Raw genomic sequence first — 13143 nt, forward strand, 5'->3', positions numbered from 1 at the left:
GGTTCCGGCTGCAGGCCGTCCTCTTCGAAGCGCCGATGCCTCAGTTGATTTGCGCTTGGAAGACGATCGCAATTGACGTTCCTGCCGCCAGCGACGCGCTAGTGGCGTAGATCTCTCGGTTGTTTCGATATTGCGCTCCGACCGGGTCAGCTTCGTCAGTCCCTGTGGCATCGTCATCCTCGATCGTCGTCGCGCCCGAGCAGGTCGCGCCAGATCGGATACTGCCGCTGACAAAGGTCAGATTAGCAGGAAGGACATCGCTGATGACAACGTCGGTCGCCCTCGTATCGCCGGTGTTGGCAGTCAAAAGGCAATATTCGATGATCGCACCGGGGATGCGATAGTCCTCGTCTCCGAAATCGACCGGGTCATTCAGAAGGCGACTGGTCTTGTCGACAGTCAGCGTCGTGCTCGGACGGCAGAACGTGATATCGTGGAGTGCGATCCCCTGCTGCCCCGGATCGGCTGGCGCGGCCGCGTGATTGCCATAGCTGATAACAATGGTGTCGATGGGTTGCGAGAAGGTGACGACAACGTTGCCGTTGGCCGCATTGTTATCGGAAGCGCCGTCGCCATAGGCGGCATTGCCCACGACGTAGTTTGCCAGTCCGTTGGTCAGCGTCGGAACCACCGTCGCGCCTTTGTAGCGACCCTCGACGACGACCAAGTCGGCGAACTGGCCGGGGTTGCTGTCGACGTCAAAGATGGAGAATTGCGCGCCGCGCATGATTTCAGGCAGCGTGATGGTCGTCGTCGCGCGACCTGCCTGGCTCGTCTGATCGACGATCTGCCCCAGCGAGAACTGCGGCGTCAGAATCCCCCCGGTGAACACATTCTGGCGATTGGGGGACTGCCCCCCGAAGGCCGCGTTGTTTAGCCAGGCACCGTTGTTGGTTAGATTGAACGCGACATTCCCGAGGGTGCCCAGCGCATAGGTGTTGGCGGTGCTGCCGGCTGCCCACGTCACGTTGTCCCAATCGAACACGATCGACTGGTTAGGGCAGACGAGGTTCGGCGCGATCCCCGCGGTCCGTGTGCCACCTACGGTAAGCAGCGCGGTGGCGTAATCGTCTTCAGTCGTCACGCCGTTGGCAGGCGTAGAATCGGGATCGAACTGGTTGCTGGCGGAAACCTCAGCCCTGTTGGCAAGGACCGCACCGCTGGTGGCGGTGACCACGCCCGTGATGTCGATCGTCACCGTCTGGTTGCGTGCCAGAGTACCCACACTCCAGAGGCCGGTTGCAGGGCTGAAGGTGCCGGTGCCGGAAGACGAGTTAAAGGTGAATCCAGCGGGCAGCGTGTCGCGCACCTGCACGCCCGTCGCCGACAGACTGGATGCGGCCGAATTTGTCAGCGTCAGGCGAAAGGTTGCGGTGTTGCCGGTTGTCGGTGAGGCTGTAAGCAGGGTCTTGGCCAACGACAGGTCGGCGAATGCGCGGTTGAAGGTCAGATCGGTAATGCCGGCCACTTGGCCGCCCGGGTCACCGGTGCCCGTGTAGCTGAAATAAACGATCCGCACGCCCTGCACGAGCGTGTTGCCGAAGTTGAAGTTCACGTTCCCGGTCGTTTGTTCCGCTGCGACATTGGCAGTGCCGCGCCAGCCATTGACGGTCGCGTTGGTCGTGCGCGTGGCGGCAGTGCCTGCGGTGTAGAAAGCCGCGGTGTCGGCTGCGTTGCGCCATGTACCGCCGGCATCCTGATAGTAGACCTCGACCGCGTCGATCCAGTTGTTCGCATCGATATCGGTCACGCTGAATTGCAATCCGGTGACCGCGCGGTTCAGCACCACGGTCGTCGTCAGCTTGTCGCCGGGATCGTACGCGGAATTGTCGAAATTCATCAGCAACGATCCGGCAAACCCGCCGAAGACGGGATCGTAATAGGAAACGAAGCTACCCAGGATGGGCGTAAATGCGGTTCCGTTCGCGACCGTCGCATAGCTGACGGTCGCTGTCGTGCTGCCATCGCTGGCAGTGGCGGTAACGGGGTTGGGCAGCACCCCGCCGCTTGGAGCATTGGTCGTCGTCCAGTCGACCGTGGCGGTGCTCTGCGCAAGGGCACGCTCCGGCGCGGCGATGATGGCGCAGGTCGCTGCGACGAACATGCATAGCAGGCGCAACATTGCCTTCATCGACCCAGCCCCAGGAAACCGAACGTATCGGCATCGATTTTCATGCGAACCGCAGCATAGATCCCGTCATTGGTGTTGCGTGTATCGGAAAAATCGGGATCGTCGAAGCCAGTAAGGTTGTAGCCCACGGTCAGCAAGACCCCGTCGACCGGCACGAAACCGACGCTGGGACCGATGGCGTAGCGGCTTGCTCCGTCGAGATCGGCGCGCACGGTGGCGTTGGCTCCAAGCTCGATACGCTCGCCCAGACCGACCCGTGCGTCGAGACCGACCAGCACGGTATCGCTACCCAGGTCGAAAGCCTCGAAGCGATCGAAGTTGTGGCGGTAGCCGACGAAAACCCCCAGCTCGCTTTGACGCAGAAGGCTGGAGGTCGGACCTTCCTCGTCGAATTCTTCGTTTTCGTAGTCGCGAGGTGACCAGTTGGCGGAAATGCTGGCGATCATCCGGCTCGAGCGGGCATCGCCATCGACGAGCAGCGCCGTGCGCCCGGCGCCGCCGGTATCGCCTGCAACCGCGTCGCGGACCGCATCGCTGCGATACTCGAGCTTGGAGAGCAAGGCGAAGTCGGAACCGGCCGGACGATGCGCCATTGCGAGGGCGGCATCGACAATCTCGGTCTCGGCCCCGTTGTCGGCTTTGGCCTGGGTCCAGGTGATGCCGGAACCAAGGACGCGGCCTTCGCCGAGCTGACGGATAAGGCCTGCCGAAAAGCCGAGACGGTCGGCGTACTGCCCGTTACGATATTCGCCGCGCGCGGTGGCCGCCCAGCGATCGGCGCGCCAGGCGCCGCCGAGCGTGACGGCGGTAAATTCCTCGAACAGCCCGCCCGCGGGGCCGAACTGGCCGCCACTCGCGGCCGGGTGGCCGGAGTTGACGAGATCGCCGACGTCGGGCTGGCCGCCGAGCGTCCAATTGCTGTCGAGCGTGGCATCGATGCTGAGGTTGCCGGTCACCTGCAACTTCTGCGACAGACCGAAGGCGGCAAAGCTGCGGGTACCGCGCTCGGCAATGTCCTGCTGGCCGATCGCCGCGTTGACCGCGCCGCCGGCCCAGGGCGTCAGTTCGAAGCCGCCGCGCAGCGTGCTGGAGGTAAAGTCGGCACTATCCGCGTATTCGTAGAGCGCCACGGCGCGCAGGTCGTCGGTGATGGCAAAACGCGCACCTAGGCGATGCCGGGTCGGCAGATCGATGGATTCGGCTTGGTCGAGGGCGATGCTGGTGCTGGCGCTGAGCTCCAGCTTGTTGCCGAACGCCCGCTGCGTCACGCCCCCTTCAACAACCGTCGAGGTATTGCTGGTGCCATCCGCAAGGCGATCGTCGAAGTGCGCAAGGCCGAGACGTAGGTCGGTCGCCTCGGTAGTATAGCCCAGTTCCACCTGCGCGGCGCGGCGGCGGGCGGCGGTGTCGAGGCTGTCATCCTGCCAGGCGCTGGCGAGCACGGCGAAATCTTCCGAAAGGCGGACGCGGGCATCGACGCCCACCTTGCGGCGTCCCAGTTCCACGCCGTTTTGCTGGCCGACACCGAAATCGGCATCGGTCGAACGGGCGTAGGCGAGCACGTCGAGCGAACCGGTCTGATGCTGCGCTTCGACCAGCCAGCCCGTGGCGGTACTGCCGTCGCGCTCGCTGGCGGCGATTTCCGCGCGAATTTCGGTGGCGGTGCGGATGCGGGCGCGCAGGTCCACGCCGCCCATCACCGTGCGCGCACCGTCGCCCATGTCGGTCACGGCAGTGCCGCCGATACGCACTGCCCCGTCACGGCTTTCCCATTCCGCCCGGACGCCGCCGCTGAAGCGGCCTTCGCCCAGCGTGTCGGTCTCGTAATCGATGACGATGAATTGCGGATTCAGATCGAAATCGCGGCTCAAGACAGGCTCGCGGAAGGTGATGGTGCCCGAGAGCGGATCGATCGTGTAGTCGGCGAAGCGAACCAGCGTGCGGCTATCGACGATGATTTCCGACCGGAACCGATCCCGCGTTTCCAGCGTGACCGTTTCGCTGTTGGTTACGATGGCCCGGCTGGAAAGCGTGTAGGGGCCGGAGATGCCCTGGCCCTGGATTTCGTCGCGGCGGAAGCGCGTGCCGATCTCGGCACCGAAGGCGCGCACGCTGGCATCGCCGAGGCGAGCTTCGGCGAGCACGCCCGTCGCCACGCGCTGGTAGCGCGTCAGGCGGGTATCGGTGAAACCGGTTTCGAAGTCGCCGTAGAGCGCATAGAAGCTGGCGGTCTCGATGCGGACATACAGTTTCTCGCGGCTGGCAGCGTCGAACTGGCGGCTCGAGCCGTCGGCGAAGACAGTGTAGTAGGCATCGGGATCGAGTGTGCCGAGCAGGCGCGCATCGTCTTCCTGCGCGGCGCTATCGTAAGCTACGGTCACGAGATAGCGGCCGAGCACGCGGCCTTTGGCGTACAGCGCCACGCGGGCGTCGTCGCCCAGGTCGCTGTCGAAGTCGCCCGTGCGCTCCATGTTGTCGGCCACGCTGCGCGCGCCGATCGTGCCCTCTGCCAGACCGATAATGGTCCATTCGATGTCGCCCGGCACGATCCAGGCATCCAGTTGCTGTTCGCGCGCAATCTCGCCATCGTCGAAGCGGAAGTCGAGCTGCAGCGAACCGCTAACCATCGTCGGGGCAAGCTCGATCAGCGCCACGCCGTCATCGCCCGCCACGGTCCAGCGCGCCGAGGAGGGCCCGCGCCGGGTCAACTGGTCGAGCTGCTGCTGGGCGACCTGGCGTGCGCTTTCGTAGGGCGCGCTCACATTGAACTGGCCCGACACGCCCTCGCGCATCGGCCGGCCCGCGGCGTCGAGCACGCGCACGGCCACGACCGGGGCGGTGCGGCCGTCGGCGACGAGGGTCGAACGCTCCTCGACCAGCTCCGCGCGGGCGGGAATGTTGGTGAAGTAAACCTCGCGCGACAGTTCGGCCACCGTATCGCCTGCAGCGCTTACGACACGCGCGCTCAGCGCGGTCTTGGTGCCGGAGAGCGGAATCCCGCGCCAGTGGCTGACTTCCCAGCGCCCTTCGCGAGGCTGCAAGACGCCTTCGAAGGCCAGAGCATTGGCGGGTTGGCCGTCGACCAGCAGCTCCACGGTCTGGCCTCGGCGATGGCGGATCGCCACGCGGATCGAAGGCGCGCGAGGATTTTCGTCGACAGCGGGGGCAAGCCAGTCGATCTCGCCGTCGCCCATCGCCAGCCATTCCGCTGTCGCCGACGCTTCCTGCGGCACGGTGTCGGCTGCCGTCTCGCCTTCGATCTGGTCCGCCAGCCCTGCCGTGTCGAGGCCGTTCTCTTCCAGCACGGCCAGCGGCTGCGCGGCAGCGACGATGGCAGAGAGCCGGTCCTGCGGAACGGTGGCGTGGTAATCGACGACGACCAGCGAACCGCCCTGCCCCGTAACGAGGCGCGAGATCGCGCTGCCCTGGCTGCGGCTGGACCGGGTGCAATCGACGAACTCGCCGCCTTCCGGCAGGGTCATGCGCGATGCCTGGACGACGTGCGTGCCCGGGACGACGCCATCGAAGTGATAGCGGCCTTCGATATCGGTGACGGCGAAGCTGCCGTCTTCCATCATCACGCGCACGCCGGGAATGCCGATACGCTGGGCATCGTCGGTCAGCGAGCAATCGCCTGCGGTGACCCTTCCGATGATCGTCATGCGGCCCGCGATGATATCGCGCAGGATTTCGACCGAAGCCGAGGTCTCTGCTCTGCGGCCGAACGAATCCGACGTGGACACCTCGTTCTCAACATGGCCGTCAGGCGCATCGGGCGCGATGGTCATCGCGTAGGTGATGCGACGCTCCCCGCCAGCGGCGATGGTGCCGAGGTCGAAGGCGATGGTTCCGCCGTCCTGTGCGATTGTCACGCCGCCAGAGGGAGCCGATCCATCGATGCGAATCGAGTCCCGGCGAAGGCGCAGCCACGGCGAAGGCGTGTCGGTAACGGTCACGCCGGTGCGCGCCCGACCAATGTCGGGATTGTGGATGGTCAGCGTGTAGAAGACCGCGTCGCCCGGCAGTGCTTGGGCGCGCGAGGCGGTCTTGACGATCGTCACACCGTTGCCGGGTCGATCGAGCGGAATATCCGTCAGTGGGAGAATGCCGCCCGGCGCGTCAAACGCGTTGCCATAGGACCCGTCGCCGATGGCAAAATCGCGGCCGCCAGGCCCGGCAAGCTGGGCGAGGATGGGCGCTGGCACGATGGACGGCGCGCTGAATGGCGCAGGCGGCGTCACCACGAGGCGGTAGTTGCCCGGCGCGGTGACGGGAAACCAGAATTCGCCCGGGCCGGTGATGACGGTGTTGCCGGCGTTATCAACGATAGGCTGACCGGCGACGATGGAAGAGGGCCAAGGCGTGATACCGTCCTGCGCAAAGACAATGGCTGGGCGTCCGGTTATCGCGTCCACCAAGGTCACGACAGCTCCGTCGACCGGCGCTCCGGTCTCGCTGTCGAAAACGATGCCGAAAGGATTCTCGAGGACGGCGACGGAGCTGGAGATGGCGGTGCTCGAGCCATCGCGGGCGAGCGCGGAAATATGAATGTCGTCGCCGCCTTGCAGGCTGAGGCGGCAATCCCCGAGAACAGCGGCAGGCGGCAAGCGGCGCGTTGCGATGCTGCCTGTAAAACGCCCGGAATCGACCGCGGTTTCGTAGATCGTGACGGTCTCGCGATCTCCGGAAGCCGCGGAGAGAACGACCGTGATGCTGTCGATGGCACCGGGATCGATGTTGGCACTCGCCAGGTCGACGGAGAACAGCAGGGTCCGTCCGGCCGTGACGACACTGGTTTGGTCGACGGCAACCGCGACGGGGTCGCCTCCGCTTCGCTGCGACGAAATGTAGGAGGCGCCGCACGCGCTGGGGCGCAGCGGCAGGCTCGACCCCGAGCCGGGGACGTAGGTCTGGATGCTGGGCGCGCGCTGCTGCACATCCAGTTGCACACGGTTGGATTGACCGGTGAACGTGCGACCGTCGAAGGTCCAGCGCGCCTGCGCCACGTTCTCGATCGTCTGTGCCTTTGCCGGTACCACAGGCGCAGCGAGCGGCAGCAGCACTCCGCAGAGTGCCGCTGCCGCCCGAAGCATCAAGGACCGTAGGCTGGTCACGTCAGATTCCGGTCAGTCCGGCCGGATCACTTGATTTCGACCGTAAAGTACAGCGTGCGTGTGGTCCCGCCCGGAATGTCCGAGAGGAGTTCATTCACGGTGGTGTCGGCGGCGGTGTAGCCGTCGACTTCCGTGCCGCCGCTGCACACGCCGCCCGACAGCGTGCCGTCGATGACGACATCCCCGGTCGTGCCGTAGGCATCCGGGTAGAACGTCACCTGCACCGGCAGGTCGTCGTTCACGGTGACACCGGTGGCCGTAGCCGCACCCGCCGCGTTCGTCACCGCGATGCAGTATTGTACGCGGGCACCGGGGATGGCCTTCGGATCGACCGTGAGGTTCACGGGGTCCCAGACCACGGTGCTGAACTTCTCCACGGTCATGGCGGCGGCATTGATCGTCACCGCATGGGCGTCGGCATGATCGCCTGCATATTCGGCGTCGATACCGGCAACGCCGATGCCATCGGCGAGGACCGTCTGGACAGTTGTGGGGTCATCCGGACCCGTACTCGCGACGATCTCGCTGCCCGGATCGTTGGCCTCGTAGGCATTGGCGACAAGGATGATGTTGACCGTATCGCCGTTGGGAGTGTCGGCGGGAACGTCGAACTGCACCAGGACATTGACGGTCTCGTCCTGCGCCAGCGCGTCGAGGAAGGTCACTTCCTCTCCGGCATCGAAGCTGCCGTTGGAGTTGGCGTCGATGAAGATGACGGCATTTTCGGGCACGTAGTCGCCCGTCGACTGGAAGGTCAGCTGATAGCCGACCGTCGCATTCGACAGGTTGGTGACGGAAAATTCACGAACGATCTGGTTTTCGCCCGAGGATACGTTCGGCGACGCGCCGACCGCTGCCACGACCACGTCGATCTTGCGATCGACGACGAACGTGTCGCTATCCTCGACCGCCGTCTGCTGGACGTTGCCGACACGAAAGTCGACGGTAACCCTGTTGGTGATGAGTTCTCCTGCGCTGGTCTCCTGAGCCATCGCAGGTGCCGCGAAGCCGACGAGCGCGATGGCGCTCACAGCCCCCAGCAGATACCTGTTGCTTCCCATTGTTCTGGTCCTCGATGTGGTGCCCACGACATGGACCGCCCGCGGGCGCGGCGGTTTTCGTCCGCTTTTCAGCGAATGATGGCGGGATATTCGAAGCGACCGCTTGCGCCGGTTTCGACCACGGCGAGCGTCCAGCGGATATGCGTCACGTCGCGGTGTTCGGCGGGGCGGCTGGTGCCGTCTTCGTTGGCGACAGCCAGTTCGGCCAGGCGGCCCCAGGTGGTGCCCCCGTCGACCGACACGACCAGATCCGCATCGGCATCGGGCGCGAGGCGCACCGGGGCCGGAAGCGGGTTGGTCATGACGAAGTTGTTGAACGGCTCGGTTCCGCCATTCATGTAATTGGTACCGAAGACGAGGCGGTCGCCAGGAACGATCGTACCGGGCTCCACCAGTTCGACCTGCTTCGTGCCATCCGCGGCGGTGGTCTCGACCACGGCCTTGACGTCGGCTTCCAGCGTGATCGGCTGAGCCGCATCCTGCGCCATTGCAGCGGGAGCGGCGGCAAACAGGAGCACGGAGGTGATAAACTTGAGAATCTTCATGATGTCAGACCCTTGAGAAAAATTGTTGAGAGCTATTCGACAACGACCTTAAAGGCGACAGACTGGCTGCTGGGGGCTGCCACGGTGCCCAGATCGACCGCGATGCCGGTTGCGTCAGCCTCGCCCGCATCGTCGCCGGCGGCGTCGGTCAGCGACGCTCCACGAAGAGTGATCGTGCCGGTCGAATACGTGGTGCCGGCGGGGAAGGCGTCGGTGATGACGAAGTCGGCGACCGATCCGCTGCCGGTGACATTGGCCGTTATCGTGTAAGTCACGATGGAACCGGGAACGACGCTGGTGCCGCCGAAGGGATCGAGCACGCTTTGCGTCTTGACGAGTTCGACAGTGGTAATCCCGGCTACTAGCGAACCGGCAGCGGTGGCGGTCGCGCCCGTGCTGCCCACGACGGCGTCGACGCCGCCTTCGCCTTGACCGGGGAAGACGTCGCCCGGGGACCCTGTACCGGTCACGGCATCGGCGGTCATTTCGATCGTGCTCTGATCGCCATCGGCTACCGTCGAGGGCACGACGACGTTGACGAAGACCGTAATGGCCTCTCCTGCATCGAGCGATCGCGTGATCGCCGGGCCGGTAAGGATCTCGTCGACGCCCGGATCGAAGACGCCGTTGTTGTTGGTGTCGATCGCGATGCTGTCGATGGTGACGTCGAAATCATTGCCCGCCACCGCGGGGTTGGCAGTCAGCGAGTAGGCTTCCGGTCCGTTGCCGGTGTTGGTGAGTTCGAAGGTAAGCGTCTGGTTGCCCGGCGTCGCCGCGATTGCCCCACCATCCAGCGAGGTCAGCGTGACATCGAGCAACTCGTCGACAGTGAGCTCGACGGTGTTGGACGTGACCGTCGCAGGACCGCCCGGCGACGAGAACGTCGCTTGCGCGGTGTTTTGAATAATGGTGCCAGCCTCGACGCTTTGCGCGTAAGAAGGCGTTGAGATCCCGGAGACGATGACGGTCGCAAAGGCGAAGCCGATTTTAAGGCGAGCATGGTTCATGCCCGAAAATTACGCGCTATCCCGTAAGAGAATGGTTAATGGCGAGGAAGGATCTGGCTGCGATTGAATCGACCACTCGCATCTGATCGGCGATCTCGACCTCCGGGTCGGATGCCTGCTTTCCTTCAATGTGAAGAGTTAATCGCCCCGGCGATACCCAAGCAGACGCAGCAGCACGGGCGCGCCCGGCAGGATTTCCGCCAGCGCCCGCAACGCCTCGGGAAAGGCTACCCGCAGGATGGCCATATAGGTGAGGCAGATGACCGATCCAGCCGCGGTTAAGGCAAAGAAGGGGCGCAAGTGAGCGACCGACGAATGAACGAGGGCCATCACAAAGGCGGCGCCCATCGCGGCAACTGCGGGTGGAAGAAGTCCTTCTGCCACCCCGCGCACGTCAATCGCCCGGGTCCGGACCATCGCAACGCATGAGACCAGTATCATGGCACCGCCCAGCGAGGCGGTCGCCATGAAGTAGGTTCTCGGGCCAGATGGGATGAACACAAATGCGAGCGCAATTGCGAGCACGCTGGTAGCGATATCGATCGCAAGGACCAGCTTCCGGCTCTCGTTTGCCAACATCAGAGTGGTACACATCTGCACACACGAGAAAGCACCGATCGACAGGCCCGCCCAAGGCAGGAGGTCGATCACCGCGAGCCACTGTTCGCCATACAGTACCAGCACGACCTCGCGTGGAACGCTCCAGAGAAAAAGTGCAGCCGGCGCCATTCCCCATATCACACCGCGTAACAGCAGAGCCGCGAGCCGCTGAAACCGGGGCGTGCGGTGTTCTGCGCGGGTTATGACCGGATAAAGCGCTGCAATCGCCAGTCCTCCAATCTGGCCGACTAACATGATCGCCAAGCCCGCCGAGCGGGTGTAAATTCCTAGCGTTGCCAAGGTGAACACCCCGCTGACGAGCGCTTGCTCGGTAAAGGTCCGACCCTGCGAAGCCGCGGCGGAGAACATCCGCTGAAACCCGAAGCTGAGCGCGTTGGCGTAATAACCGTGATCGTAGGTCCAGCGCGGGCGAAAGCCGCTGCGCCAGAAAAGGTCGACCGCCAATGGAAGTCCGAAAATTACCGCCGGAGCGACCAACGCCCAGTACCCCGCGCCCAGCCAAGCCAAGAGCAGCGACGCCATGAGACCGGCAACCGTTCCTCCGAAAAGAAGCCAGCGCAGTACGAGCCATTCGTGGTTCGCCTCCAGCATCCGCTGTCGCAAGGAAGCGGGGACGCCGATAACGAAATTGGCCGCCAGCACGGCGAGCGGTGCGGCAATCGCCTCGTATTTCGCGCTTTGCGATAGGCCAAGCACCACGCCCAGCGTAATCACCAAGATGAGGGCGTTAATCGCTACCCCTGCGGTCCAGTGGCTTTGCCAATCGATCGTTGCGGGATCGCGAGCTTGTAGAGCGTGCTGTACGAAGATGGCGAAACTGCACACCGTCAGCGCGTTAAGAATAGCCTGAGCCAGCGATACGGTGCCATAATCGGCAGGCGTCAGCAAACGGACAAGCACAAGCATTGTACCGAACTGGATAGCCTGATTCAAAAACTGAAACCCCGCCCCCCAGATCAGGGACTGGCGTGCCGAGCGGCCTAATTCGCCTTGCTGCGCCATACGGTATGCCTGCCTTCGCGTTGCGATCGGCTCGCGGTCCGACGAAGGCCGCGCGCTAGCGGGGTTGGCGCGCGAGTCCAAGGGCAAAGTCGCGCATTGTCTTTTGCGCCCCCTGTCCGCACAACCGGCCGGGCGCAATCATGGGAGAGGCTTGCCGATGTCGATGTTCGCCAGTCGCACCGTCGTATTTGCGGCGGCCTTTCTGGCGACTGCCCTGCCCTCGCCGGCGCGGGCACAATCCGCCGACGACTGGGCGCGGCTGGAGGCGCAGGACCTGCGGCTCGCCGCCGTGGCCGAGCGCTTGCAGGGCGCCAACGCGCTGCTCTGCAATGCGCTGATGCCGCTGACAGGCTTGATCCTGCACAGTGCCGACCAGTACGGCACCGCGTCCTCGAACGAACGCTTTCGCAATAGCCCGCTCGCGATAGCCAGCCTGCTCCCCGGTTCGCCCGCCGCCCTCGCCGGGCTCGCGCCTGACGACGGGGTGGTGGCGATCGACGGGGTTCCGGTCGCGGACATCGCGCCCGAAACCGGCCAGCGACTGCGAGAAGCCGCTTTCTATCGCATGGCTGGACGAACATCGGCCGCGCCGCTGACGCTTACCGTGGCCCGCGACGGCGCGCAGCGGCAAGTCGTGCTCGATGCGCCGCAGGGTTGTCGTTCGCTGGTCGAGGTTCTGCTGGGCGATGGGCCGATGGCGCGTTCCGATGGCAAGGTTATCCAGGTGCAATACGACACGGTCGAGCGCCTGTCCGATGCCCATCTTGCCGTCGTCGTAGCCCACGAACTCGCGCACACGGTGCTCGAACACCGGCGGCGCAAGGAGGCGGCGGGGATCGACAGCGGCCTGTTAGCCGAGCTCGGCCGCAACCAGCGCGCCAATCGCGAGGCGGAGATCGAGGCCGACCGGCTGGCCGTCCACCTGCTCGCCAATGCCGGCTACGATCCGGCGACCATGCCCGACTTCTTCCGCAACGCACCGACCCTCGGGATACGCGGGCTGGCATTGCCGAGCTTCGTCTATCCCTCGCCCGAGGCCCGTGCCGAGTTGGTCGAGCGCGAGCTGGCGCTCTACCTGCCGAGCCATCGCGGCCCCTCGTGGCCCGGCCACCTGCTGGCGCGGCGCGATGTCGCCTTTTCGGCGGCGGACTAGCGCCCGCCGCGCTCCGGCGCTTCGGTGATGTCGACGATATGGCGATCGAAGTAGGTCAGCGGCTTGGCATCCTGCCGATGACTTGCCGCGATCAGTTCGCCGACGAATATGGTGTGCGTGCCGAAGACGTGGCGGTCGGCCACCGTGCACACCAGGCTGGACTGCGCACTGCGGAGCACCGGCACCCCATGCTCGTCGCCCCAGTCGCCGACATCGAAGCGGCCCGCCGCTCCCCGCTGCATGAACCGCTCGGCCACGTCGCGATTGCCCAGGCCCAGAACGTTGACGCAGAACCGCTCGGCCTCCGCCAGCGGGTCGTGCAGCGAGGCTTCGCGATTGATACAGGCGAGCAGCGAGGGTGGGTCGAAGCTCAGGGAAGCGACCGATGTGGCGAGGATGCCGTACCGCTCGCCGCCATGGCTCGTGGTCACGGCATAAACCGTGGCAGCGACATGGCGCATTGCGTTGCGAAAGGCGGTGCCGGTGGGATCGAGAGTACTGCTCATGGC

At 64.8% G+C, this 13143-nt stretch carries 8 protein-coding genes; 1 reads left to right on the plus strand and 7 read right to left on the minus strand.

Going from position 1 to position 13143, the window contains the following annotated elements; translation table 11 throughout:
- Positions 1 to 40 precede the first annotated feature (40 nt).
- The 6 genes from AAW00_RS03975 to AAW00_RS04000 form a co-directional block, all read right to left on the minus strand.
- Positions 41 to 2131: a DUF11 domain-containing protein gene (locus tag AAW00_RS03975; protein ID WP_052761747.1), complete on the minus strand. Its 2091-nt coding sequence runs from the start codon at positions 2129 to 2131 to the stop codon at positions 41 to 43.
- A complete protein-coding gene (locus AAW00_RS03980) occupies positions 2128 to 7194 on the minus strand; it encodes a DUF11 domain-containing protein (RefSeq protein WP_052761748.1) in 5067 nt (1688 codons plus the stop codon). Before AAW00_RS03980 ends, AAW00_RS03975 begins: the two co-directional genes overlap by 4 nt.
- Before the next feature lie 77 nt (positions 7195 to 7271).
- Positions 7272 to 8306 carry a DUF11 domain-containing protein gene (locus AAW00_RS03985; protein WP_047002986.1) on the minus strand — a complete coding sequence of 345 codons (1035 nt, stop codon included), beginning with the start codon at positions 8304 to 8306 and terminating at the stop codon, positions 7272 to 7274.
- Between the two features lie 68 nt (positions 8307 to 8374).
- The gene (locus tag AAW00_RS03990; protein WP_047002987.1) at positions 8375 to 8851 is read right to left on the minus strand and encodes a hypothetical protein; all 477 of its coding nucleotides are present in this window, start codon (positions 8849 to 8851) and stop codon (positions 8375 to 8377) included.
- 32 nt (positions 8852 to 8883) lie between these two features.
- The gene (locus AAW00_RS03995) at positions 8884 to 9858 is read right to left on the minus strand and encodes a hypothetical protein (protein WP_047002988.1); all 975 of its coding nucleotides are present in this window, start codon (positions 9856 to 9858) and stop codon (positions 8884 to 8886) included.
- A 138-nt stretch (positions 9859 to 9996) separates the two neighbouring features.
- Positions 9997 to 11481 (minus strand): oligosaccharide flippase family protein, encoded by a 1485-nt coding sequence (locus AAW00_RS04000; RefSeq protein ID WP_047002989.1) that lies wholly within the window; start codon positions 11479 to 11481, stop codon positions 9997 to 9999.
- Between the two features lie 157 nt (positions 11482 to 11638).
- Here AAW00_RS04000 and AAW00_RS04005 point away from each other — a divergent pair, with 157 nt between their 5' ends.
- A complete protein-coding gene (locus tag AAW00_RS04005; RefSeq protein ID WP_052761749.1) occupies positions 11639 to 12634 on the plus strand; it encodes a PDZ domain-containing protein in 996 nt (331 codons plus the stop codon).
- Here the strand turns inward: AAW00_RS04005 and AAW00_RS04010 are convergent.
- Entirely contained in the window at positions 12631 to 13140 is a 510-nt protein-coding gene (locus tag AAW00_RS04010) for a flavin reductase family protein (RefSeq protein ID WP_047003519.1), read from the minus strand. The genes AAW00_RS04005 and AAW00_RS04010 overlap by 4 nt on opposite strands.
- Between the last annotated feature and the right edge of the window lie 3 nt (positions 13141 to 13143).

Source organism: Aurantiacibacter luteus (genome assembly GCF_001010945.1).
Classification (GTDB): Bacteria; Pseudomonadota; Alphaproteobacteria; order Sphingomonadales; family Sphingomonadaceae; genus Alteraurantiacibacter; species Alteraurantiacibacter luteus.

Bases quoted from the DNA above. Each gene is read 5' to 3' on its own strand.
- AAW00_RS03975 (WP_052761747.1), bottom strand. From the start codon at position 2,131: ATGAAGGCAATGTTGCGCCTGCTATGCATGTTCGTCGCAGCGACCTGC.
- AAW00_RS03985 (WP_047002986.1), bottom strand. From the start codon at position 8,306: ATGGGAAGCAACAGGTATCTGCTGGGGGCTGTGAGCGCCATCGCGCTC.
- AAW00_RS03990 (WP_047002987.1), bottom strand. From the start codon at position 8,851: ATGAAGATTCTCAAGTTTATCACCTCCGTGCTCCTGTTTGCCGCCGCT.
- AAW00_RS03995 (WP_047002988.1), bottom strand. From the start codon at position 9,858: ATGAACCATGCTCGCCTTAAAATCGGCTTCGCCTTTGCGACCGTCATC.
- AAW00_RS04000 (WP_047002989.1), bottom strand. From the start codon at position 11,481: ATGGCGCAGCAAGGCGAATTAGGCCGCTCGGCACGCCAGTCCCTGATC.
- AAW00_RS04005 (WP_052761749.1), top strand. From the start codon at position 11,639: ATGTCGATGTTCGCCAGTCGCACCGTCGTATTTGCGGCGGCCTTTCTG.
- AAW00_RS04010 (WP_047003519.1), bottom strand. From the start codon at position 13,140: ATGAGCAGTACTCTCGATCCCACCGGCACCGCCTTTCGCAACGCAATG.